This is a genomic window from Novipirellula caenicola (assembly GCF_039545035.1).
In the GTDB taxonomy this organism is placed as follows: Bacteria; Planctomycetota; Planctomycetia; order Pirellulales; family Pirellulaceae; genus Novipirellula; species Novipirellula caenicola.
Map to the genome: position 1 here is coordinate 65,519 of NZ_BAABRO010000025.1, position 24,907 is coordinate 90,425.

A 24,907-nucleotide genomic window follows, 5' to 3' on the forward strand; every position below is an offset into this window, starting at 1 on the left:
TACCGGTTGCGAATAATCAGGCGAACAACTAAATTCCCTCTTGTTGCGATTGATTCTCAATACCAAGTCACCGGCATTCGCTAATGAATAGCCACTCATCCGGAGAAAAACATATGGCCAAAGGTGCCCCTCGTCACTTTGGATTTACGCTCGTTGAATTGCTGGTCGTGATCGCGATCATCGGCGTTTTAGTCGGACTCTTGTTGCCAGCCGTCCAAGCGGCTCGCGAAGCAGCTCGCCGCATGAGCTGCAGCAATAATTTGAAGCAGATCGGTTTGGCGGTTCACAATTATGAATCTGCCACTAAATCGCTGCCGGCAGCTTGGTCTCCTTCGGCGACGACCGGTGACGGCTGGTCGACTCAAGCTCGCATCCTGCCCTACATCGAAGCCATTTCGCTTGCTTCGGCCATCGATTTTGGTGCGGGGTATGGTGCAGCAACGCTTCAAGTTGATGGCGTGGCGGTTCCAATCTCGAGCTACCGCGTGCCAACTTACCTGTGCCCAAGTGAGCCAAATGACACGCAGCGTCTCGGCACCAGTGGCCCCGAGCACTACCCACTGAACTACGGCTACAACGGTGGCGTTTGGTTTACTTACAACCCCAACGACAATACGGTTGGCGAGGGATCGTTCGCAGCCAATCGCTATTTGAAATTCCGTGACTGCTTGGATGGTCTGAGCAACACCTTGGCATTTTCCGAAGTCAAGGCTTGGACACCTTACTATCGCGACCTTTCCCAAACCGGCGATATCGCCAAGCCAACGCAGACAAGCGAAATCTGTACCCTTGCTGGTTCGTTCAAAACCGACACCGGGCACACCGAATGGGTTGACGGTCGGGTTCATCAAAGCGGATTCACGACGACGTTCTCGCCCAACAAGAAAGTGCTTTGCACCGTAAGTGGCATTGAATACGACGTTGACTTTACGAACTTTCGTGAAGGCAAGACCGCGACGGCACCGATTCCAAAAACCTTCGCTGCGGTCACCTCGCGAAGCTACCACGTAGGCGGGGTGAACGCTTGTTTGATGGACGGTTCGGTCCGCTTTGTAACGGATTCGATTGATCTCGAACTGTGGCAAGGCTTGTCCACACGAGCGGGTCGTGAAGTCGTTGCGGTACCATAAAGCCACTGCAACCCAATTTATCACTGCAAACAAAAAACGCCCTGAGGAAGCCTTCCTCAGGGCGTTTTTTATTGGTTTTGCATGAACGACGTGGCTCAACGCGTTACTTTGCTTTGCCCGACACACGATACAGGTAATCGTGGGTGCGAATCAGCAGCGAATCGCCTGCCGGCACGGGGCTGGCGACGGTAAAGGGTTCGTTGTCGGCGAGTTCATTGGTGGCAACGAGAGCAGGATTTTCGCCGTCCAGCGGTCCGACCACAAAGACCACGGCGTCTTCTTGTGTGACGTACAGATGGTTTCCGGCAACAAGCGGCGAGCTGCTGTAGCCTTGACGCGACTTGGGCAGCTGGACTTGCCATTTGACTTTTCCGGTTTCGATATCCAAACAGCTCACTTGGCCGCGGTTGGCTTTGCCGTCACCGATCAGATAGAGCTTGCCATTTTGGGCAGCGGGCGTAGGAACGTCGCTGCCAAGGTCGTCGCGGAACCAAACGATGGCGTCGTCGCCTTTACCCTCGACCAGCATCTTCATGTTGACGGCGGTGAGCGTTGCGCCACGAGCATAGGGGCAAACGATGATTTCGCCCAAAGCCACTGGCGAGGAGATTGAGCGAAAGAATTTTTCGCCATCCGGATTGAATCCGCCCAAAATACCGACTTGCTTTCCATCTGCGGCGTTGTGAAGTGTCAAATGGTCGGCGCCCATCACGGCGATCATCGGTTTGCCATCGACCGTGACGTTCAGCGGCGTAGCATAGCTTTGCGCCGCTTCCTCGGGTGCATCAAGCATTCGTTCGGTCCACCAAAGCTCGTCCCCGGTCGATTTATCAATCGCGACCACATAGCTGGGACCACTTTGCATGACAGCGATGATGATCGCGTTGTCGGTCAACAGAGGCGAGGTGCCTAGATCCCACCACAGCGTGTCTTCGCCATACTTTTCTTGCAGATTAAGCTGCCATTTCACGTTGCCATCGGTATCAACACAAGCAAGGTCACCACTGCGATAGTACGCATAGACATGTTCTCCATCGGTCACGGCCGATGGGTTGCTGCCGCTGCCTTTGCGATGTTTGTTGCCACGATCGTTTCCCAGCGGGACAGCCCAGCTGGTTTTTCCCGTCTCGAGATCGATAGCGGCCAAGTGGTTCTGGTCATCCGCGCCGTAGGTCAAATAGGCATGCGAGCCGGCGATGACCGGGGTGCTGCCACCGGATCCTGGCAATTTGACCTTCCAATCGACCCCCTTGGATTCGCTCCATTGGGTCGGGAAGTCATCTCCCGAGGCCACTCCGTTTTGATTGCCCCCTCGCCACTGGGGCCACAGTTCGTCCGCCACACAGGGTGTGGGCGTTGCCGTGCCTAGCGGGCCAAGAATGGCAAAACCAGGGCCGACCAGCGAGGCGGCGGTCAACGAGGCCGCAGTGAAGGTGCGGCGAATCACAGAAAGCTTTCGCATAACGGAATTCACTTTAAAATGGGTGGGGTGAGAATGGCAGATGAGATGTCGGTCCGACGCAAAAACGTGTTTCGACAAGGCATCTGTGAAATCAAACGCAGAGGGCGATGTTGGGATCTGTACAACATACGCAATGCGACGGCGGGAAACAGGGTGACAAAAATCTTTTGATTCAGCCAAAAACGCCTAGAATACCCATCGGTCGCAGGCTGGCTTGGGTAAAATTTTAACCGTATCGGTGCGTCGCGTGTCGTGACAGGGGCGGCGAATTTAGGCACTGAAAAAATGCATTTTTCCATTTAAAAAATAGACGCGTCTCTTCATGGCTTCAATCACCGGCGGTCCATCATTGCGGTATCGAAACGTGGCTAGCGGATCGAAGGTTCAGAAATCGAAAACGCTCGATCCGCGGTTCTATCTGGTGGCCTTTGTCTTGTGCTTGACCACGCCGTTGATGGCCGGGCCACGCGATGGTGGTAACCTTGCGGGCGACGCCTCGCGAGCCCCTGCCGACGATGCGATCTCGGTCGAACAATTGTCCGCCGACAGCTATTCGCGTCGTCAAGCCGCGATGATGCAGATGTGGCGATTGCGAGAAACTTCACGGCAAGCGGTCCAAGACGCGGCGCGTCATCCGGACCCAGAGGTGGCGGATCGAGCCAATTGGATTTTGCGTCAGTGGCGGCGTGGTTCATTGCCTGAGACACCACCGGAATTAGCGAGGTTGTTGCAACAGGATGACGATCCTTCGGTGCTCGAAGAACTGCTCGAAGTGGGCCAATTTGGCGCCGTCGTCGTGGCGGTCGAAGAGTCGGCGGGAACCGCACAGCGGTTGCTGTTGAACCAACGTTTAGCCGCGGCACTGAATCGCCGCTTTCCTGTTTACGTGCGACGCGCGTATCAGGATGATTTGTTGATGGATCTGCTTCGTTTGGTCGATCTGGTCGCCGATTCGAAAGAGATGGCGGTGTGCCGAGTTCAGATGATGCAAGAGCTCGGGCTGGATATTGATGACGATCATCTGTTGCCGCAGGCGGCCGAGAATTGGACTCCGATGGTTCGCCGCGAAGCCGAAATCGTCGTGTTGGCGGTGTTGGGGCGAAACGAAGATGCAATCGCCCGTGCAAGGGAACACGGAGACGAATCGCTGCTGCGAATTTGCCAGATGTTGAACGGCCAATGGCAGGCGATTGCAGAAGAAACCGTTCGTCAAGCTGCCCAAGCGGAAGAGGGATCCACCGAGCGTAGTCGGTTGTGGTGCCAAGCGTTGGTGGCAGCGGATCGGGCGAACGATGATGGGATTCGCAACCAAGCGGTGAAGGAATTGGTTGCAATACCGGTGACCCTCAGCGATGCCTCGGTCGATTTGCGGTGGAAGTGCTTGGCCAGCCATGGGTTTGTTGACGAAGCGATCACCATTTTGGCTCGCAGCGAAGAAGTCAGCGATGCTGCCAAGCGGCCTCGCTCGGATTCCGCAGCCGTGGTCGCCATCTCGGCCGCTCGCACGAATCGAGCCTTTGAAATTTTGGGGTACCCTTACAACGAAGTCGATGCGAAGTTGCAAACTTGGATTGCCGAGGCCATCGAAGAGCAATCGCAGGACACCAACGATGCGAAAACCCTTGGAACAACGCCGAGGGTAGCACCGAAATTGAATCGGTTATTGTCGCTGATGCGTTGTTTGTTAGCGGTGGGCCGCGAACAAGCGGCGTGGACGATCGCGCGGGACCTGTCGGACTCCGATACCATCGTTGGCAGTCAACGGGTGCGTGATACGGTGTTGATCACGCTGTTGGTCACCAATCGTGACGATTGGATGGCAGCTTTAGCCGTGCGTCCTGGCGAGAGTTCATTGTCGAGCGAGACGCAGCGATTGCTTGTCGCGTCGCTTTCGGACATCGATTCGAAAACGTGGGAAATGATCCTCGAGTCGATCTCGGTGATGATGCCGACAACGCCGTTTGATCAACGAGTCCAGATCGCATTTGATTTGTGTCGTGGTGAAATTCCCGAGGCCTTTGAGGACGAAAAGCGTCTTCAGGAACTTTATCAAACGCTGACGTCCAGCCGAGACTATTTCCCTGCGGCGGGCGAACGTTCACTCGTTCGACGTTCGCTGCCTCGTCGGTTGAACACCCAGCTGGCCAACCTTTTTTCTGAACTTGGCCAAGCCGAGATCGCGAGCGAGATTTTGGCAACGCTGGCGGCGAGCGGCGATATTGCTGCCACGTTTTCGATTGCCCAGCGCGAATTGGAACTCGGCCGCGCCGAAAGTGCGTTGACGGGTTTCGACCGCGTTTGGAAATCGGTTGCCGCGTCGCCGCGTCCGGCACTTTCCGCCGCCACGGTTCGCTACCTTCGCCAAAATCCAGAGCCGATTCATCACGCGGCCAAGGCGACGGTGGCCCAGTGGATCTTGGCACGGCGGCAAGGGCATCTAACGCAGGCAGAAAGTCTCGAACGTCAATTGCGATTGATGCTATGTTCGCCTGACTTGACGCTACGCGGTGAATTGCTCGAGTACTTGGGAGATCGCGGCGAACGAGCAATCACGCTCGAAGGCTATCGAAGCTTGTTGCCGATGGCGGCGTTTGGTTCCGAAGGGGCGACAGAGTTGTACGATGTCGCGCGGAATTATTCGACGCTGGTGCGTGAACACGATCCAATGGACGCGGCGAAATGGTTCGATTTGGCGATTGGTGGGACGCTTGAAACAACGTTCTTTCGTTCGGTGGCCTATATCTCGTTGCCCGTGTTTGTTCGTCGCTGGCAACTCGAAGCCGCCATCGAAAAGGGAGACGAACAACAAGTGCAGCGGCATCTCGATCGGATCTATCAATTGGATCCGCTGGATATCGACGTCGCCGAACGGCTGCTTCCCAAGATGCGAGCCAAGGGAATGGATGCGATCGCCGATGCCTCGTTCCAGCGAGTCTGGGAGGCGGGCCGAGCCTACATTGCGGAGTACCCGTTTGACGCGACCGCTGGGAACAATTTGGCATGGGTGGCCGCGATGAATCAGCGTGAGCTCGAAGAGGCGGCTCGGTTGTCCGAGCAAGCGGTCTATTTTGAGCCCGAAAGTGCGATCTACCGTGATACCTTGGCGGAGATCTTGTTTCTGCTTCACCGCGTTGACGAAGCCCTGCAGATCGAGAGCGGTTGCTTATTGGATGATCCCGGACAATGGCATCTGCACCAACAGATCGAAAAATACTCCGAGGCGATGGCGGAATGAACGATCCCTTGTCCGAATCGGTGCTCCGCAATGTTCTGTTTGAACAATCTTCGGACGCTCAGTTCATTTACAATTCGCAGGGGATTTTGCAGTGCAACCCCGCGATGGCGAAAATGTTGGAGATGCCCGATCCGGAATCGCTCGTCGGACGTTACCCTTACGAGTTCTCGCCGCAATTTCAAATCGACGGAAGTTTGTCGAGCGAAAAAAGTCAGCGGATCGAAACCTGGGTTCGCCAACATGGCAAACACCGATTCGATTGGTTGTTTCGCCGTGTCAGTGGCGATGAGTTTGTTTGTGAAGTGACGTTGACCCGAGTCCGATTGGGGGACGAAGATGCGATCGTGGGAGTGTGGCGCGAAGTCACCGACCGTCGTATCGAGCAGGAAGAATTGCGGCGGGCGCAAACGCGGTTACAGCATGCCCTTCGCGGAGGTGACGTGGGGCTTTGGGATTGGAATCTGGCCACCAACGAAGTCTTTTACTCGGACCAATGGCACCGCCAATTAGGCGAGACTCCTGGCACGCTTTCGGAGTACGTGGATTGGGAATCACGGGTGCACCCAGACGATTTGCCCACAGCGATCCAGCGTGTCAAAACATTGTTGGCCAGTACCAATAGCGAATACGAATCGTCCTTCCGCATGCGTCATGCCTCGGGCGTGTATCGTTGGATCTTGGCTCGTGGCCAAGTGTTTCGCGACCCCAGTGGTCAACCGACGCGATTGCTTGGCGTGCACTTGGATGTAACGGCGCAAAAAGAACATGAACAGCGGCTGAGCAAGGATTTGCATCTAAGCGAAGTGATGTTGCAAACGCTCGAGTCGACCTTGAAGGTGACGTCGTTGGAAGGGCTCAGCACGATTGTTTGCCAACAAGCCCGTCGGTTGTGTTCGGCCGAGATCGCGGGCATCGATCTGTGCAATGCGTCTGGTGGTAATGCAGCTAACGGCAAACATCTGATTCACGGTCGCTCGTATTCAACCAAGTACGCCGAGTATCCAGCCACGACGTTGTTTCCGAAAACCGCAGGCGGTGCAGATCAAGTCGAGGGAAACGCTGTGGAAGGAATGGGGGCGGAATCCGAGTCTGCGGAGCATCCCGATGATATCGCGTTATGCGATTTTTTTACTTCGCTCGATCAACCGGTCCTGTCGCTAACGGCGGATCAGCTGCAGTCGCACCCGATTGGTTCCACGCTGTGCAGCAGCACGCCGCATCGTCCTCCGCTGCGTGGACTGCTGGTTTGTTTGTTAAGTGATGGCGACGGTCAAACGCTTGGGGCGATTTGGCTATCGGACAAGGACGAAGGTGATTTTGATGACGAAGATCAATCGATTCTGCGTCAGCTTGCCTACATCGTTTCCACGTTGATTGTCCGGTTGAACACGCAAGTCGAGCTGCGGCGTCAAACCGAATTGTTGGACGAAAGCAACGAAGAGTTGAAGCAATTTGCTTACGTCGCCTCACATGATTTGCAGCAACCATTGCGAGCGATTTCGAATTATGCCGAATTCATCAACGAGGATTACGGTGAAGTCTTAGGTGAGGAAGGCCGACGGTATTTGCAGTTGCAGATTGCGGCTGCGAAACGAATGAAGAAGTTGATCGACGACTTGCTGCAATACTCGCGGGTCAGCCGCGACGACGCCGAGTTCACCCTTGTGAACATGGACGAAGTCGTAGACGAGGCGATGCGGCGATTGGAAGTGTCGATCGAGGAAACGGGGGCGGTGGTGCGGCACGAAGGATTGCCGACGGTCCGTGGGATCGAGTCACGATTGTGCCAATTGATGCAAAATTTGATCGGCAACGCGATCAAGTATGGCGATCCAAGTCGTTCGCCCGTGATCACGATTTCGGCAAGCGAGCAACCCGAGTATTGGTTGTTTGTGGTGGAGGATAACGGGATTGGAATTGAGCCCAAATTCCGGCTCGAAGTTTTTCAAGTGTTTCGGCGGCTCCACGATGGAAGTAAGATCGAGGGGACTGGGATCGGGTTGTCGCTTTGTAAGCGGATCGTGCAGCGGCACGGTGGCGAGATATGGGTGGAAGCGTCACCCGAGGGCGGAAGTCGATTTTGTTTTCAGATCACCAAGTAATGCTGTTCGTTTGATAGACCGCCGTAATGATGGACAAGAAAAGCCTACGGATCTTGCTTGTCGAAGATGCCGAGTTTGAAGCCGAGATCACCAAGCGAGCGCTGAGTGGATGTGATTTCGAAAACTCGATGACACGTGTTGCCAGTGGTGAAGATGCACTTAGCTATCTGCGTCGCGAACCAGGTTATGAGGACGTGGCGATGCCGCATCTGGTGCTACTGGACCTGAATTTGCCTCGGATGACCGGACGTGACGTGCTCCGCGAGATTCGCAACGACCCATCGCTCGCACATCTGTTTGTGATCATCTGCTCGGCCTCGGATGAACCGAGCGAAGTGACCAAGGCGTATCAAGCGACCGCGAATGCCTACATCACCAAGCCGCTCGGTCTCGGACCGCTACGAGAAATGATGAACAAAGTAGGCGACTTCTTACTGAACGTCGTCAAGATTCCTTGATGCGGCAGTCGCCCGCATCGGGCGTCCGATTGCGCGAGTAAAGTGCGGCGAGTAAAACGTTCGACTTTGACCGGGCGGCTTGCGCCGCACCGCTACGAAAATCACCCGTTTTCGGCCAATGTCGACGGCATCGGGCGTTCACCGCCCGACTGACGTCTTGTAAACCGGCTTACTTCGACAAGTTGCGAAGCACGGTCGGCAGAATTCCCGCGTTGCGATAGTACTGCAGCTCGACCGGGGTGTCGATTCGCACCACGCATGGGAACGACTTGGTGTTGTTGTTCACATCGGTCGCGTGCACGGTGATCGTCGAACGGGGTTCGAGCGACTCGGACAGATCGGGGATGTCAAACGTTTCTTCGCCTGTCAAACCAAGTGACTGCCAAGTCGCACCGTCGGCAAATTCAAGCGGCAACACACCCATGCCAACCAAGTTGCTGCGATGAATTCGTTCGTAACTGGCTGCGATCACCGCCTTGACGCCTAACAGCATCGTGCCCTTGGCGGCCCAGTCGCGGCTGCTGCCGGTACCGTATTCGGCACCCGCCAAAACCACCAATGGCACATCGGCGGCTTGGTATTTCATCGATGCATCGTAAATGCTCATTACATCGCCATCGGGCAGATAGCGGGTGACGCCACCTTCGGTTCCCGGAGCCAATTGGTTGCGAATGCGAATGTTGGCAAACGTGCCACGCACCATCACTCGGTCGTTGCCGCGACGTGAACCAAAGCTGTTGAATTCACGCACTTCGACGCCCGAATCCTTCAAGAATCGACCCGCAGGTCCATCCGATGCAATCGCTCCGGCGGGCGAGATGTGGTCGGTCGTGACCGAATCGCCAAGCAACGCCAACACGCGTGCACCCTTGATCGGTGCGATATCCGGAACGTCTTCGCCGGTGACCGAATCGAGGAACGGCGGATGGTGAATGTAGGTGCTGTTTTCGTCCCACGGGTACAACGCCCCGCCCGAGACATCAATCGCGTTCCACAATTCGTTGCCCGTTACCGAGGCTTCGTATTGTTCGGTGAACATCGACGGATCGATCGACGATGCGATCGTGTCGCTGATTTCTTCGTTGGTTGGCCAAACATCTTTCAGGAACACATCGTTGCCCGATTCGTCTTGACCAAGGGGTTCGGTCAACAAATCGATGTCGGTGGTTCCTGCCAACGCGTAGGCGACCACCAGTGGCGGGCTGGCCAAGTAGTTGGCTTTGGTCAGCGGGTTGACGCGGCCTTCGAAGTTGCGGTTACCACTGAGGACCGCCGAGGCGACCAAGTCGCCTGACTTGATGGCTGCAGCGACGGGGTCGGGAAGCGGACCACTGTTTCCGATACAGGTGGTACAGCCATAGCCGACAGTGTGAAAACCGAGCGCTCGCAGGCTGTCGGTCAGATTGGCTTTGTCCAAATATTCGGTGACCACGCGGGAACCCGGTGCCAAGCTGGTTTTGACATGCGACGGCACTTTCAATCCACGCTCGGCTGCCTTTTTGGCCAACAATCCAGCACCGATCATGACCGATGGGTTGCTGGTGTTGGTGCACGAGGTGATTGCGGCAATCACCACCGCACCGTGCGTGATTTCGCTGGTGTCGCCATTGTTTTCGACTTTGCCGGTGCGTTGCAAGGCATCCGAATCGAGCCCAAAGCCGGTCTTGCCAACCGGTGCGGTCAACGATTTCTCGAAGGACTTTTTCATGTCCTTCAGCGTGATTCGGTCTTGTGGGCGTTTCGGGCCTGCCAAGCTCGGTTCGACGGTGCCAAGATCCAAGGACAATTTCTTGGTGTAGTTCAGCTCGGGACCATCATCGGTACGGAACAAGCCCTGTTCTTTGCAGTAGCTTTCGACCAAGGCGATCTGCTGCTCGCTGCGGCCGGTTTGCCGCATGTAATCGAGCGTGACTTGGTCGACAGGGAAAAAGCCCATGGTCGCGCCGTATTCCGGAGCCATGTTGGCGATCGTCGCACGATCCGCCACGCTCATCTCGTTCATTCCGGTTCCGAAGAACTCGACAAACTTGCCAACCACGCCCTCTTCACGCAGGATCTCAACCACTCGCAAAACCATGTCGGTCGCGGTCGCACCCTGTGGCAACGCGCCAGTCAATTCGAATCCGATCACCTCGGGCATCAACATGTACAGCGGTTGACCAAGCATGTTGGCTTCCGCTTCGATACCACCAACGCCCCAGCCCAACACGCCAAGTCCGTTGATCATCGTGGTGTGGCTGTCGGTGCCAACCAGGGTGTCGGGCATTGCCACGGGACCTTCGTCGGTTTCTTTCAGCGCGACGACGCTGGCCAAGTATTCGAGATTGACTTGGTGGACGATGCCCACGTTCGGTGGAACGACGCGGAAATTGTCGAATGCTTTCTGGCCCCAACGCAGGAATTCATAGCGTTCGCGGTTACGCTCGAATTCACGTTCGACGTTTTGGGCAAGCGCCCCGTCGGTACCGAAAAAGTCGACTTGTACCGAGTGGTCGATCACCAAGTCGACAGGAATCAGCGGATTGATTTTGTTCGGGTCGCCACCGATTCGCTGCATTGCCGAACGCATTGCGGCCAAGTCGACGATCGCCGGAACCCCGGTAAAGTCTTGCAAGACAACCCGGTACGGCTTGAACGGCACCTCTTGCTTGGCGGGCGAGGCGGCGTTCCAAGCGGCCAAGTTTTTGACGTCCTGCTGCGTGACGAGAAAGTCGTCACAGTTTCGCAAGACCGCTTCGAGCAAGACTCGAATGGAAAAGGGAAGACGGCTGATCTCGCCTAACCCAGCTTCCTCGAGCTTGCTGAGACGATAAATCGTCGCTGTTCCGTGGCCAGTGTCAAATTGATCGCGAGCGCCGAATGGATCGAAATTCACAGCAGGATTCTCTAGCAAAGTGGACTTAATAAACATGCAATATTAACCGATGGCCACAGTTTAACGATCCAATGCCCGGTTGTCTGTAAGGAGTCAATCAGCGGATAGCCTCGCAAGCGTCATTGGCAAAATCCAGCGTCCTGTGACGCTCTGTTTAGCAAAATGCTATCCCTTAGGTGGCGGGTATGATCCCCTCAGAAATGGCGTCTTTGGCAAGATGGGGTAACTTTACGGCTCATTCGGATTCTCTTGGTCATTCCGGATCTGCGGCGACGATACCACAGAGCAACACGATCCCATCGATAGAGGTTCCCGATGAATTCCCGTAAAACTGTCGTTTCGTCACGTCGATCTCGCACCCTCAAGGCGGTCATTCGATTCGCTGTGGCGGGCACCCTGGCTGCATCGTTGGCGACGCCGACGGTTCCTGCGTACGCATCAGATTGCGGGTGCGAAGCCACCGCTTGTGATTGCGGCGGAATCGATTTGCCGATGATGGGCGATTGCGGATGCAACGCAGGCATGAAACCGGCTTGCCCACCAAAACATGGTCCCATCTTCCGCTCGCTCGACGCATTCGCCGGCGGGATCGAAAAACTACTGGGACTGGACAAGTGTCGAACCGGGGGCTGCGACCACGCTTCGTGTGACTCGGCGATGGGCCACATGATGCCATTCGAAGGACACGACATTCATGTCGTTCCGTATGCAACCGAAGATTCCCATTACGAAGGTCCGGTCGAGATCTACGAAGACAGTTTCGAATCGACGGCGCCTCGCATGGCCGTGCCGCCCACGCAGCAACCACGTGTCATGGCGCCTCGCGTGCCGATGCACATGAGTGAACCGATCATTCGCTCGAGTCCCGCGGCACGCCAACCGACGGCGCCGCGTTCGCGAGCAGGCCAATCGCTTGGATCAGGAGTGGTGCCGCAATCACGAGGAGGCCAATCGCTTGGATCGGGAGTGGTGCCGCAATCACGCGTCGTGCCTCGTGCGATTCCCACGCCTCGCCCCGACGTGCCGAGTCGCCCGGCTGAACAACCGCCAGCCGCACCGAAAGAGGAAGGGGGATCGTTGTTCGATAGTTTGTCGGATCCGTTCAGCGAAGACGAAGTGCGAGTGAAGCGATTCAATCCCGTGCGTCAAACGCAATACGAAGTCCCCAAGGTCAACCGCACCGCGTTGCCCGGAACGAACTGACAAAATCGAATTCACCTCCCCTGTGGGGAGGTCAGAGTCGGCGGTAGCCGTCTCTGGGTGGGGCTCGGAGTGTTAGAAGTGGATCGTGCCAGCATGGTTTCACCAACCCTCCCCGAAAAACTCGCTGAAATCTCGTTTTTCGACCCTCCCGACGCAAGCTGGGAGGGTGATCGAGTTTCACCTCCCCTGTGGGGAGGTCAGAGTCGGCGGTAGCCGGCTCTGGGTGGGGCTCGGAGTGTTAGAAGTGGATCGTGCCAGCATGGTTTCACCAGCCCTCCCCGAAAAACTCGCTGAAAGCTCGTTTTTCGACCCTCCCGACGCAAGCTGGGAGGGTGATCGAGTTTTACCTCCCCTGTGGGGAGGTCAGAGTCGGCGGTAGCCGGCTCTGGGGTAGGGCTCGGAGTGTTAGGAGTGGACGGTACCAGCATGGTTTCACCAGCCCTCCCCGAAAAACTCGCTGAAGGCTCGTTTTTCGACCCTCCCGACGCAAGCTGGGAGGGTGATCGAAATTTACCTCCCCTGTGGGGAGGTCAGAGTCGGCGGAGCCGGCTCTGGGGGGGCTCGCAGTGTTAGAAGTGGATCGTGCCAGCATGGTTTCACCAACCCTCCCCGAAAAACTCGCTGAAGGCTCTTTTTTCGACCCTCCCGACGCAAGCTGGGAGGGTAATCAAAATTTACCTCCCCTGTGGGGAGGTCAGAGTCGGCGGTAGCCAGCTCACCGGTGGGGCTCGCAGTGTTAGAGGTGGACGGTGCCAATCCTCTGACTCGCAGGTTGGCTCGCGTTTCTTCGCACTGCTTATTGATTCAGCAGATCGCGATACAGAGTCCGGTACCGATCGATCATCGTCGGGATTGAAAAATCGGTACGCGCCCGTGCTTGGTTTTGTTGCCCAAGTTCACGTGCAAAATCAACGTCCTCGAGAAAACGCGTGACCCGCTGGGCCATCATTTCCGAGTCACCCGATTCGAACAACTGGTCCTCCGCCGCGTGCGCCAACAACGTGCTGGATCCTTCGACGTTACTGGACACAACTGGCAACCCGGCCGCCATCGCTTCGAGCACCACATTGGGCATGCCCTCGTAGCGGCTAGGCAACACCAGCACGCGTGATGCTCGCATCCACGCGGCGATGTTAGCGTGCCACGGTAAACGTTGGACTCGGTCATGACCCACCTGCTGCGTCCACTCATCGATTTCCGTTTCGAGCGGTCCTTCGCCGATCAACAGCATCCGCCGTTGCGAACCTGCCGGCGCCAGTGTATCGATTTGTTCCTGTAGCAGCTCCAGTCCTTTTTGCGGGTGCATCCGTCCCACAAACAGAGTCACCACGCTGTCGTCATCCCAGCCGATCGTGTGCAGGGCGACGGGATGGGCAGTTGAAAACGTCGGCACGTCCACTGCGTTGGGGATAACCGAAGTACTCGCCGCTTGGGTGCCCAAGTATCGGTGTGAAAATCGTTTCACCTCTTCGCTGACACAGACGACGTGTTTCATTTTTTTGACCAGCCGTCGTTCAATTTGGCAGCGGATTCGATTCGCCTCGGCAACACGAATGCCGCCCACACGCACATCCACTCCTGCATCGATTGCCGCCATCGTGCCGATCACGTTGGCGTGGAATAAGAACGTTTGCACCAGCGATGGCTGAAACGATCGCAGCAACTTTGCCAATTCACGTCGCGCCCGTATGAAGTGCCACGCCGAGTCGAGATTTAGATAGGTGACCGAGATGCCATGCGAGCAAAGCCGGTCGGCGAAGATCGCTTTCTCAGGTAGCGGCGGCGATCCAATACTGTAAACCCGCACATGATCGCCCTGGTCGGCCAAGCCGATCGCGATCTCGGACAAACACCGTTCGGCGCCGCCGGGATTCAATTCGGTAATGACAAAAGCGATTCGCATTCGGGCGTATTCTCTACAACCTGCGTTTCTCTACAACATGCGAGCGGCAATCACGACCGCGGCGGTTTCGATTCGATAAATTCGCTTGCCAAGCGGCAGGCACTGGAATCCGTTTTGCATCGCCAAACCGACTTCGTCCTCGGTCCATCCACCCTCGGGCCCCACCGCGGCACAGCAATTTGTCGCGTCGTCGCGGTTAGCGACTGCGACTTGATCAGCATCGTCGGCAGGATGGGCAATCCAGAGGAGTTGATCTTGATGGGCCGCGTCGGCAAAAAATTGGCTGCTGGTGAGCGTGTCTTGGATTTCCATCAAATGGTTACGGCCGGATTGTTTACAAGCTTCGATCACGGTCCGTCTCAGTTTTTCTAGTAGCGATGCCGATGGCTCTCGCTGCGTCCGTGCCGCCACGATTGGTGTTAACGTTTTCACTCCGATTTCGGTCAAGCGTTCGACCAGCTCGCGACAACGATCGGGCTTCGGCAGCGCCACGCCCAAATGCAGTGACACCTGGGGCTCACGATCCGGCTGGGTGGTCGGCTGGGTGCTGCAAAAACACTCGCGCCTGGTGATTGATTCGATCACCGCCTCGGCCTCGCTTCCCTTGCCATCAAACAGCGTGATCGATTCGCCGGTTTTGACCCGCATCACCCGGATGGCATGCTGAGCCTCGGCGTCGACCAGGACGATGTTTCCCCCGTTGGAGGGCAGGTTAGAACAATAATAACGACGAGTCATTGTGGAATCGGGGGAGCGTGGCGAATACGCGAGTCGGTACCCCAGGGATGCTGGAGGATCGATCAAAGCAGTGCCGATAATACACGTAATGACGATCGACGTCTGGGTGGTGTCGTCTGGAGGAGGTTCTCGCAGCGAATCTTCCCCTTTGAAATGGATGGCAGCCTATCGAGAAGGATTTTACGCAATGACTGACGTCCTCAAACATTGGCGTCTTTCGGCACTGCCGTTTTCAGAATCCCCGGGCCAATGGTTCTTTGCTGGCTCGGCACAAAAGTCGGCCATGGCGCAAATCGCCCAGTCGTTAGCGGTTCACACTCGCTGCGTGATCGTACAAAGCGAACCACGTTGCGGGGTGTCCACTTTGCTGCATCAATTGGTGGCCAGTCGCGGGATGGGCGACCGAGCGACTCTGTGTGTCATGACCGACGCCTCGCGTGCACTGGATGTTTCATCGACAATCCGCCAACTGACACGTGGCTTGGGGATTGATGCCATTTCAGCGGTGCGTCCGCATCGCGCAGCGACGACGCGAGAGCTGCAGCGAGCGATTGAGTTTCTCGCCTGTCAAAGTGTACATATGGTTTGGTTGGTCGACGGCGTTACGCCCGCCGTGTTGTCGGTCCTGAGATCGCTGTCCGATTGCGATCATCTATCGGTCGTGGTGGCCGCGACTGCAACGCAAGTCAAGCGATTGCCTGCCGCGAGAACCTCCGATTACCGGACTGTCAAATTAGGACGTTTTACCGCCGAGGATACCGATCGTTTTCTTTCGCAATCGGTAACGCGAGTCGGTGGACGCCAGTCGCTGTTTCATCCCCGCGCGGTGGATCAATTGCATGCTTACAGCGGAGGCCGCGTCGGCATTTTAACGCAGCTCGCTGCGTCATCGCTTGTCCACGCCGCACGCCAGCGTCAGGAACAAGTCATGCCGAATATCATCGCCAGTGTCGCCGCCGAGTCGACCGCGCGTCGTGCCGCCTAGGACGCCCTCCAATGTCGGCCAGCTTTCCAAGCTGGAACCGTCGCGGTGAGCGTGGCGTCCGCAATAAACGCGGATCAACTCGCGTCGACGATCAAATGGGATGCACGCCAACGGCTTGGAAAGCCGAGCGACAATCGCAGCGGAGCGGAGATCCGGCGTCGCAGCGGCAACGAACGTGAGGTCACCTTCGGTCGCCGGACTTACGACTCAACGACTCTAATTTTGCGAGCGATTCAAATACAGAGTCTCGCAGCGGTCAATTTTGTTTGCTCGCGCCAGCCAATCCAACTCGGTACTGACGTGCTTGCGATTGCGTCGGTTTAAATCTTCGCACATCCGCTGGATGAGCCATTGCTTCTCGATATTCCCAAAAGGATGCAATAAGACAAACAAATTATGGGCAACTTTTTCATAATGTGACGTGCTTTGTAGCTGTCGTTCATAACCGACCGTCAAGTCGATCAAGCGTGCAACAGTGCATTCATCGCGGAGAAACTTTCGTACGAGCTGACCACGTTCTATATCGCGAACCGGAAAAACGGGGCCTCTAAGTATCCCCGTGAATGCGTCAGGCGTTCCATTTACAGAAATCAATCCTCCGTGAACATCCGTTGTCAATCGCAACAAGTCGTTCGTCGCGGTCGGCAAGCCACGAATCTCGCCATCGGAAAGAAAGTCGTCCGAAATTGGCACTCGCACCTGTCTGCCGATGATTTGATTCTTGCTAGGCCGACCGTCTTGTTTTCTGTTCAGCGGCGTGTTCTCAACGTCATGGATACAAAGCGTAAAATCAGCGATCAGAAAACCGCTCAGGGGATTTTCTCGAGGCTGCATTCCCATACCATTCCACACGGTTCGATGTCGAACTGGCAATCCGGCGACAAATATCGACTGATAGCTAGTGATACGCACGAGCACCACGTACGAATAACAAGTGCCAGGGACCAACTTAAGATTACGTTCGCTTTCCCCGAAATCGCTCTCTGCTTCGAGATCATTCCAAATGATTTCAGCGGGTGGTCCAATGGAGTTCACCTCATACGATGAGCCCACGCTCATCCTCAGATCGCGTTGCCAATGGATGGGACGAATGATCACTTCTTCCGAGACGCGAATGGTAAATTTCACGATCGCAACGTCACTCAAGTAAAGTGGTTGACGAGCAAAATCGATTTGCATGTCAACCGCATTGAGATTGTTTGCCTTAGCTTCGTTGCAGAATGCAACCCAAAAACAAAGTACCGTGACAAGAAAGGCGGACCGGTTCATGCTTCAATTCTTGAACAAGAGTAGTCTTGGATCGAGCGTTTTCTGGTATTGCACGTAAAGTTGCGTCTTTTGCTTTGCCGTCAAGTTTCGTCGAATCTCCTCGATTAACTTCGGACGTATCCAATCTCGCTCAACGGGTGAACATGAAGCGATAGACGACTCAACGAATTCGCTGAGTCGACGGACGTCAAACTCATCAACGCAACAAACGTCGGCCTGTTGAATGACTTGATGCAAACGCACAAGCGTTGAAGTTTCATTGAGTTCATCTTCCAGCAATTCTCTCCACCTTTTTTCGTACGTCCCCCGACCGTCGATCGATTCCAGGCTCAATATCCCCGTCCGCGCTTGGCCTTCAAAATTGCCTTTCCGCCTACCGCCGGCCAGAAACGTTGCACCATGGATCTCCGCAAGCAAGGCATCATTACGATCATGGTCTCGTGCAAGAAACCCAACAAATGAAACCCTTTTGCGTTCACCCAATATCAGCACCTCTGCATTGGCATCATTCGAACCGGCATCCCGATCGACTCGTTTCAGACGCACGTACAAATCAAGGTCGCACTCTTCCAAGTGAACATCCTCAATTGGAAAAACGGGGATCGTTGTTACCAGGACAGTGACGGACGCCGTTTCACCTGACGCAATTGCTTTATTGACGTCGTCTGGATATCGACAAGCGATTTCGGAAGCAACTTGCAATGGCACAACTTCAACATCGCCACCAATCGCCATTCCCAACCAGTTGTCCAAAGCAAATTCAGGAATGGAAAACTGATTCTTTGTTCCATTGGTGATTTTTAGGTTGACCAAGAAAACGTCGCCAGGGATCAGCTGTTCGCGGCTGAGAGAAAACGTGATCACCGGTTTCGAAACCGGGTCATCCGCGATCACTGACGAAACAAATAACGTAAACAGGACAATGGGAAACCACGATCGATGACGAGTCGTCGGGTGCTTTGCAGAAAAGATTTGCAAACGCATGGGAGCCAACCTGCTGAGTGAAGGTACTCGTCATTCACGGATCTCCACATCGAGGTGGAGTCGTCAATCAACCGTCTGAAATACGATTGTAGACAATTCCGAGTTGGCCGGGTGCATTTGGACCATGTAAGTGTCGGATTGGGAAATCCGACTCAACGTGTCACTATCGGTAGCGTCTGCCGTATAGAAAACAGTATCGAGCAAGCAGTTGTCACATGCAAGTCTCTGGTGAATAGGTGGGATCCCGAATATCTGTAGGCCGGATCGCGGTGGCAACGAACATAAGGTCACCTTCGGTTGCCAGATCGGCGTCGCTTTTTCGTGACTTGGTCCGGCCTGCGGAACTACACTCGCTTTGACGATCAAACGGGATGCACGCCAACGGCTTGGAAAGCCGAGCGACAATGCAGCGGAGCGGCGATCCGGCACCGCAGCGGCAACAAACATAAGGTCACTTTCGGTCGCAGGAACGGCGTCGCTTTTTCGTGACTTGGTCCGGCCTGCGGAACTTCACTTGCTTTGGCGATCAATTGTGATGCACGCCAACGGCTTGGAAAGCCGAGCGACAATGCAGCGGAGCGAAGATCCGGCGTCGCAGCGGCAACGAACGTGAGGTCCCTTTCGGTCGCCAGATCGGCATCGCTTGTTCGTGACTTGGTCCGGCCTGCGGAACTACACTCGCTTTGACGATCAAATGGGAAACACGCCAACGGCTTGGAAAGCCGAGCGACAATGCAGCGGAGCGGAGATCCGGCGTCGCGGTGGCAACGAATGTGAGGTCACCTTCGGTCGCCAGATCGACGTCGCATTTTCGTGACTTAGTCCGGCCTGCGGAACTTCACTCGCTTTGACGATCAAATGGGATGCACGCCAACGGCTTGGAAAGCCGAGCGACATTGCAGCGGAGCGGCGATCCGGCACCGCGGCGGCAACGAATGTGAGGTCACCTTCGGTCGCCGGATCGACGTCGCATTTTCGTGACTTGGTCCGGCCTGCGGAACTTCACTTGCTTTGACGATCAAATGGGATGCACGCCAACGGCTTGGAAAGCCGAGCGACAATCGTAAGACCCGATTTAGCCTTCGATTCGATAGAGCGCCTTGTCGGTTCTCAGGATCAATGCGTTGTCGACGACGGCGGGCGAGGCCATGATTTGGCCATCGACCTCGTTCTCGGCTACGACCTTGCCTTCACTGCCGGGCTGGATCAACGTGACTTTGCCTTCGTGCGATCCGATCAGCAAATGACCGCCCACCAACACCGGCGACGCAGAATACTTGCCGCCAATTCGCTGCTTCCAAACTTCCTCGCCGCTCTTTGCATCAAAACAACTGGCCACGCCGCTGTCTTCGATCACGTACAGCAATCCGTCGTGCAGCACCGGTGACGGTTTGGCGGGGATGCCTTTTTTGACTTGCCATAAAACATGCGAGTCGGTCACGTCGCCGGATCCTTCGACGTTCACCGCAAACAACATCGGTTTGCCAAAACCGGTGCAGAAATAAACGACACCGTCGCCATAGACGGGACGCGGGACCACCGAAAATCCTTTGCCGTGATAGACCTTCCAAACTTCGCTGCCATCGCTGGGGTTGTAGGCGACGATCCACTGCGATCCCATGCAAATCAACTGCTCGCGGCCTTGTTTGTCCGTGATCGCAATCGGGGTGCAGTACGACTTTTTCATCTCGCCGCTGGGAGCTTCCAACTCAGGTCGGTCGGTTTCCCATACCGTTTCGCCGGTCGCTTTATCCAGTGCCGTGACGTATTGGCGATCCATTCCGTCTTGAATCAGCACGAGGCGATCGCGGAAGATAAACGGTGAACTGCCGGGACCGACCCCGTGTTCTAACGGCAGCGTGCGACTCCATACGATCTGGCGGTTCGTTCGATCGACGCAAAACGTCCCAAAGGTTCCAAAGTGGCAATAGATATGTTCGCCATCAATCACCGGCGTGGGCGAGGCGTAGCTGTTGAGCGAATGAATCGGATCGGGAGCCTCGATTTCCGCAAGGTCAATCGTGTGTTGAAGTTTGCCGGACGCGAAATCGACCGCCAGCAGTTTCAGTGAGATCGACTTGGCGATTGCAACCTGATTGAACTTCTTTGCCTCAATGTCTTTTTGCTTGAGTAACGCGATTCGTTCATCCTCACTGGGGATGTTCTCGATCGCGGTGGTCAACCAAATCGTGCCATCGGCGATCACAGGGGACGACCACGCTTTTCCAGGAAGCTCTGTCTTCCAAGTCACGTTTTCGGTTTCACCAAAGTTCAGCGGAATCGATTGGCCACTGACGATGCCGTCCCCCGACGCACCCCGGAATTGCGGCCAAGGCGAATCGGCAAATGCAGTGGTCAGATGTGTCGATGTGATCAAGGCGATGGCAAGCATGCCGTGCGAGCCGGGAAAGCGGAGCGTCATTGGTGAGGTCTGCTTAAGTGCGAGGGATGTGGGATAGGCTTCCAGCCTGTCACGGCAGGCATGGTCTTTTCATAGCGAAAAATCGCCAGGAGTTTTCGGGCGGGGGCGTGGGGGACGAAAGTCTTCGCGACTTTCGCTACGAGGACTGGGGAATAGGCTTCCAGCCTGTCATGGCAGCATGGTCTTTTCGTAACGAAAAATCGCCAAAGCTTTCGGGCGGGGGCATGGGGAACGAAAGTCTTCGCGACTTTCGCTACGAGGAATGTCAAGACAGACGGGAAGCCTATTCCACATGATTGTAATAGGAATTGCGGGGGAGATGCAGCTGGCTTAGGCACGAAGCCCTTGAGCGCGTCGCCAGGCCGACAATTGCTTTTCGCGGCCCACTCGCTCGGTGATCGCATCCCACTGCTTGGCCACCCGATCCAGGGCCGGTTTTGCCTTGATTTTCCCGTCAATCGCCTCAAGAATCGCCGAATCGAGCACGCTGTAATATTCACCCGCGTCGAAAAGCTGAAGCGGCGGCAGCGTCACAGGCGTCCGCAGTCGCTGAGTCAGCCAGGTTTCATAGGCACTTTGGCGACGTGGTTCGGCCGCGATTTCGGACTGCACCATCGCTCGGGTCGTTGTCACGCTCGAAATTTGCCGGCGGATCGCCTCGCTGCCGTCGCCGCCAGTGATCCAATCCATCAGCCGTTTCGAAACGGCACTTTGTCGGCACATCGCCGAAAGCGAAATGACAGGCGAATAAGGGTCCAGGAGCAGGCGGTTTTTGTCGTCGGTGCCCGGCAAATTGCTGACGCCGACCTCGGCTTCGTCGGCTGAACTGTTTTTTGCGAAACCGATTCCACCCATCAAATCCCCACTTTGAATCGAGCCCCAAATTTCCGCAGGGGTTTGACGCTGCTCGGGGTAATGGGCCGCGGTTTTGATCATCTGCTGCAGTGCATCGACATAAGCTTCCTCGTTGAGCGTGGGCTTAAAATCATTGCGACTGAACAACCATCCTTGCGAGATCGTTGACGCGGCCCGCCACAAGAACATCGATGCTGCCCATCCCTCGGCGAGCGGTTCATTCGCTTTGCCGCCAAGGTCTTTGCTAACCCAGCGATCGTAATCGTCCCACGACGCCAGCGGCGGGACTTCCGCGGTGCTCAGCAGTGCCGGTTGGTTCGCTCCCAGCGGCATGCCAATGAATTCGTCGGCGTAGCGAGCCGCCCCGTTGCGAACTGCCGAGTAGAGTTCGCCGGTCTCGGTCTGCATCGCTTCGAATTGGTCTTCGCTGATCGGCACGATGGCTTCCGCATGGACCAATTCCGGAACGGCTAGCAGCGGGTAAATCACCAGGTCGCTTTTGCTCGTTTCCGCGATCAGCCGGTCCATCGTCTGGCGTTCCGTGTTGCCTCGAGCCAGCGGAACGGGGGTGATTGCCAGAGGTTGTTCGTCAATCGAGGACCAGGACCGCGAGACGATGTCGGCCTCTTCGGACGTCCCGACCATCGCGATGCGGATCGGAACGTCGCTGCGGGACGTGGTCGGCTGAGGTTCGGCCTCGGGACGTGGCGTGCAGCCAGAGAATGTCAGCGCGGCACCGGTTGCCGTGGCAAGTAGCTGGCGTCGATTCAGTTGGATCGCATGTCGAGATTCAGCCACGGTGTTTACTTTGCAGGGAGATCGGGGGAACAAATGGGACAAGGAGAAACCGCGAAAGAACAGTGGGATTCGGTCGAGGTCTGCCGTATGGCTAACGCCGTATACGCATTATAGTGGGCTGCTGTTCGAGACCGTTTTTGATACTTTTCTTTGGAATCCTCATGAGCCACTATCTTGGAATCGACATTGGAACCAGCGGCACCAAAACGCTGCTAATTCAAGCCGATGGGAAAATTGTTGCCGAAGCTACCGCGGAATATCCACTCGCGCAGCCTCGCCCCGGTTGGACCGAACAAGATCCTGAGCTGTGGTGGAACGCGACCGTCAAAACCGTCGGTGAGGTGATGGCCGCGAGCAACGTCAAGCCAGCCGACGTCAAGGCAATTGGGCTGAGTGGCCAAATGCACGGCTCGGTTTTCCTCGACAAGCAAGGCAACGTGATCCGTCCCGCATTGTTGTGGAACGACCAACGAACGGCGGCCGAGTGCGATGAAATTACGTCGGCGGCTGGCGGACGCAAGGCGTTAATCAAAATGGTCGCCAATCCAGCGTTGACCGGTTTCCAGGCCCCCAAAATCCTCTGGCTTCGCAACAACGAGAAGAAAAACTTTGACAAACTCGCCAAAGTTCTGCTGCCCAAAGACGAGATTCGCCGCCGTTTGACCGGAGATTTTGTCACCGAGGTCAGTGATGCCAGCGGCACGCTGCTGCTAGACGTGGTCAGACGAGGTTGGTCGAAAAAACTGTTAACGAAACTCGATCTCGATAGTGACTTGTTGCCTCGAGTCGTCGAGAGCGACGAAGTCACTGGGACGCTAACCAGCGAAGCGGCTAAGCAGCTCGGATTGACCACCGATTGTAAAGTTGTCGGCGGTGCGGGGGATTGTGCGGCGGGTGCGGTCGGTAACGGTGTCGTCAAACAAGGCGTGCTCAGCACGTCGATTGGCACCAGCGGAGTGATGTTTGTTCACAGCGATCAACCGCAATACGATGCCGCCGGACGACTGCACACGTTCTGTCATGCGGTCAACGGAAAATGGCACATGATGGGTGTGAATCTGACCAGCGGCGGGGCGCTGCAGTGGTGGGTCGATTCGATCGTCAAAGGCTTGGCGGGCATCGACCCAGATAAACGCTACGAAGCGGCGACGGCCGAAGCCGAAGCGGTCAACGCTGGCAGCGATGGGATGCTGTTCTTGCCGTATCTAAACGGCGAACGAACACCGCATGCCGATCCCAATGCACGCGGCAGCTTTGTGGGCATGAATCTGACTCACAAACGCGGGCACATGACTCGCAGCGTGATGGAAGGGATCACGTTCGCACTTCGTGACAGCCTCGACATCATCCAATCGCTCGACGTCCCGGTGCGTCAAATCCGTGCTTCGGGCGGCGGCAGCAAGAATCCGTTTTGGCGACAGATGCAAGCGGATGTGTTCGGCAAAAAGATCACGCGTTTGGAAGTCGAGCAAGGACCCGCGTTCGGCGTTGCATTGTTGGCAGCCGTTGGCGACGGAGCCTACAAGTCGATTGAGTCGGCTTGTAGTGCCACGATCAAGATCGCCGAAGAAACCAAGCCGGATCGCAAGGCGGTTGCGAGTTACAACAAGTTGTTCCCGATCTACCGCGATCTGTACGAACAGCTGAAGGGGCCAATGTCGGCGCTCGCGGAATACCAAAACGGATAGGGGGCGGCAGCGCGATTCACCTCCCCTTTCGGGAGGTCAGAGTCGGCGGCAGCCGGCTCACCGGTGGGGCTCGTTGTGTTAGAGGTGGATCGTACCAGTGAGAATTCGCCAGCCCTCCCCGAAAAACTCGCTGAAGGCTCGTTTTTCGACCCTCCCGACGCAAGCTGGGAGGGTGATCGAATTTTGCCTCACCTATGGGGAGGTCAGAGTCGGCGGCAGCCGTCTCTGGGTGGGGCTCGTTGTGTTAGAAGTGGATCGTACCAGCAAGAATTCACCAACCCTCCCCGAAAAACTCGCTGAAGGCTCGTTTTTCGACCCTCCCGACGCAAGCTGGGAGGGTGATCGAAATTCACCTCCCTGTGGGGAGGTCAGAGTCGGCGGCAGCCGGCTCACCGGTGGAGCCCGCAGTGTTAGAGGTGGATCGTGCCAGCAAGAGTTCACCCGCCCTCCCCGAAAAACTCGCTGAAGGCTCGTTTTTCGACTCTCCCGACGCAAGCTGGGAGGGTAATCGAATTTCACCTCCCCTGTGGGGAGGTCAGAGTCGGCGGTAGCCGGCTCTGGGGGGGGCTCGTTGTGTTAGAAGTGGATCGTACCAGCAAGAGTTCACCAACCCTCCCCGAAAAACTCGCTGAAGGCTCGTTTTTCGACCCTCCCGATGCGAGCTGGGAGGGTGATCGAATTTCACCTCCCCTGTGGGGAGGTCAGAGTCGGCGGTAGCCGGCTCTGGGGGGGGCTCGTTGTGTTAGAAGTGGATCGTACCAGCAAGAGTTCACCAACCCTCCCCGAAAAACTCGCTGAAG

General features: G+C 56.1%; 19 protein-coding genes. 11 read left to right on the forward strand and 8 right to left on the reverse strand.

The features are described from left to right. The first annotated feature begins 113 nt into the window (after positions 1-113). On the forward strand, positions 114-1,130 hold the full coding sequence (locus ABEA92_RS28275; protein ID WP_345688683.1) for a DUF1559 family PulG-like putative transporter: 1,017 nt from the start codon (positions 114-116) through the stop codon (positions 1,128-1,130). Between the two features lie 103 nt (positions 1,131-1,233). Here ABEA92_RS28275 and ABEA92_RS28280 read toward each other — a convergent pair whose 3' ends face one another. Next, positions 1,234-2,592, reverse strand: a complete 1,359-nt coding sequence (locus ABEA92_RS28280; protein ID WP_345688685.1) for an outer membrane protein assembly factor BamB family protein — start codon at positions 2,590-2,592, stop codon at positions 1,234-1,236. 322 nt (positions 2,593-2,914) lie between these two features. On the opposite strand from ABEA92_RS28280, the gene ABEA92_RS28285 reads away from it, so the two are divergent. From ABEA92_RS28285 to ABEA92_RS28295, 3 genes are read left to right on the forward strand one after another with little or no spacing between them, the layout of a single operon-like run. Next, complete coding sequence (locus ABEA92_RS28285) at positions 2,915-5,827, forward strand: tetratricopeptide repeat protein (protein WP_345688687.1); 2,913 nt, start codon at positions 2,915-2,917, stop codon at positions 5,825-5,827. After that, positions 5,824-7,929, forward strand: coding sequence for a PAS domain-containing sensor histidine kinase (locus tag ABEA92_RS28290; protein WP_345688689.1), 2,106 nt, complete (start codon positions 5,824-5,826; stop codon positions 7,927-7,929). The genes ABEA92_RS28285 and ABEA92_RS28290 overlap by 4 nt, the downstream gene beginning before the upstream one ends. 26 nt (positions 7,930-7,955) lie before the next feature. After that, positions 7,956-8,387 carry a response regulator gene (locus ABEA92_RS28295; protein WP_345688691.1) on the forward strand — a complete coding sequence of 144 codons (432 nt, stop codon included), beginning with the start codon at positions 7,956-7,958 and terminating at the stop codon, positions 8,385-8,387. Positions 8,388-8,556: 169 nt separating this feature from the next. Here ABEA92_RS28295 and acnA read toward each other — a convergent pair whose 3' ends face one another. After that, positions 8,557-11,298: an aconitate hydratase AcnA gene (gene acnA, locus ABEA92_RS28300; RefSeq protein ID WP_425572515.1), complete on the reverse strand. Its 2,742-nt coding sequence runs from the start codon at positions 11,296-11,298 to the stop codon at positions 8,557-8,559. Between the two features lie 279 nt (positions 11,299-11,577). Here acnA and ABEA92_RS28305 point away from each other — a divergent pair, with 279 nt between their 5' ends. After that, positions 11,578-12,465, forward strand: coding sequence for a hypothetical protein (locus tag ABEA92_RS28305; RefSeq protein ID WP_345688695.1), 888 nt, complete (start codon positions 11,578-11,580; stop codon positions 12,463-12,465). A 796-nt stretch (positions 12,466-13,261) separates the two neighbouring features. Here ABEA92_RS28305 and ABEA92_RS28310 read toward each other — a convergent pair. After that, positions 13,262-14,368, reverse strand: a complete 1,107-nt coding sequence (locus ABEA92_RS28310; protein ID WP_345688697.1) for a glycosyltransferase — start codon at positions 14,366-14,368, stop codon at positions 13,262-13,264. Positions 14,369-14,398: 30 nt separating this feature from the next. Then, positions 14,399-15,106 carry an RsmE family RNA methyltransferase gene (locus ABEA92_RS28315; RefSeq protein WP_345688698.1) on the reverse strand — a complete coding sequence of 236 codons (708 nt, stop codon included), beginning with the start codon at positions 15,104-15,106 and terminating at the stop codon, positions 14,399-14,401. 187 nt (positions 15,107-15,293) lie between these two features. On the opposite strand from ABEA92_RS28315, the gene ABEA92_RS28320 reads away from it, so the two are divergent. Beyond that, positions 15,294-16,091, forward strand: coding sequence for a hypothetical protein (locus ABEA92_RS28320; RefSeq protein ID WP_345688700.1), 798 nt, complete (start codon positions 15,294-15,296; stop codon positions 16,089-16,091). A gap of 11 nt (positions 16,092-16,102) precedes the next feature. Beyond that, on the forward strand, positions 16,103-16,270 hold the full coding sequence (locus tag ABEA92_RS28325; RefSeq protein WP_345688702.1) for a hypothetical protein: 168 nt from the start codon (positions 16,103-16,105) through the stop codon (positions 16,268-16,270). 37 nt (positions 16,271-16,307) lie between these two features. On the opposite strand, the gene ABEA92_RS28330 is transcribed toward ABEA92_RS28325, so the two are convergent. Both ABEA92_RS28330 and ABEA92_RS28335 read right to left on the reverse strand, forming a co-directional pair. Next, a complete protein-coding gene (locus ABEA92_RS28330; protein ID WP_345688704.1) occupies positions 16,308-17,360 on the reverse strand; it encodes a hypothetical protein in 1,053 nt (350 codons plus the stop codon). Between the two features lie 3 nt (positions 17,361-17,363). Further along, positions 17,364-18,224 carry a hypothetical protein gene (locus ABEA92_RS28335; protein ID WP_345688706.1) on the reverse strand — a complete coding sequence of 287 codons (861 nt, stop codon included), beginning with the start codon at positions 18,222-18,224 and terminating at the stop codon, positions 17,364-17,366. 475 nt (positions 18,225-18,699) lie between these two features. Here ABEA92_RS28335 and ABEA92_RS28340 point away from each other — a divergent pair, with 475 nt between their 5' ends. Genes ABEA92_RS28340 through ABEA92_RS28350 form a run of 3 tightly spaced genes read left to right on the forward strand, consistent with a single transcriptional unit; the run spans position 18,700 to position 19,325 of the window. Further along, on the forward strand, positions 18,700-18,957 hold the full coding sequence (locus ABEA92_RS28340; protein WP_345688708.1) for a hypothetical protein: 258 nt from the start codon (positions 18,700-18,702) through the stop codon (positions 18,955-18,957). Between the two features lie 36 nt (positions 18,958-18,993). After that, positions 18,994-19,161 carry a hypothetical protein gene (locus tag ABEA92_RS28345; RefSeq protein ID WP_345688710.1) on the forward strand — a complete coding sequence of 56 codons (168 nt, stop codon included), beginning with the start codon at positions 18,994-18,996 and terminating at the stop codon, positions 19,159-19,161. 41 nt (positions 19,162-19,202) lie between these two features. Then, on the forward strand, positions 19,203-19,325 hold the full coding sequence (locus tag ABEA92_RS28350) for a hypothetical protein (protein WP_345688712.1): 123 nt from the start codon (positions 19,203-19,205) through the stop codon (positions 19,323-19,325). A gap of 94 nt (positions 19,326-19,419) precedes the next feature. Here ABEA92_RS28350 and ABEA92_RS28355 read toward each other — a convergent pair whose 3' ends face one another. Together ABEA92_RS28355 and ABEA92_RS28360 are read right to left on the reverse strand one after the other, a co-directional pair. Beyond that, on the reverse strand, positions 19,420-20,766 hold the full coding sequence (locus ABEA92_RS28355; RefSeq protein ID WP_345688714.1) for an outer membrane protein assembly factor BamB family protein: 1,347 nt from the start codon (positions 20,764-20,766) through the stop codon (positions 19,420-19,422). Positions 20,767-21,096: 330 nt separating this feature from the next. Further along, on the reverse strand, positions 21,097-22,419 hold the full coding sequence (locus ABEA92_RS28360; protein ID WP_345688716.1) for a hypothetical protein: 1,323 nt from the start codon (positions 22,417-22,419) through the stop codon (positions 21,097-21,099). 161 nt (positions 22,420-22,580) lie between these two features. On the opposite strand from ABEA92_RS28360, the gene xylB reads away from it, so the two are divergent. Next, entirely contained in the window at positions 22,581-24,107 is a 1,527-nt protein-coding gene (gene xylB / locus ABEA92_RS28365) for a xylulokinase (RefSeq protein WP_345688718.1), read from the forward strand. Positions 24,108-24,907: the final 800 nt, after the last annotated feature.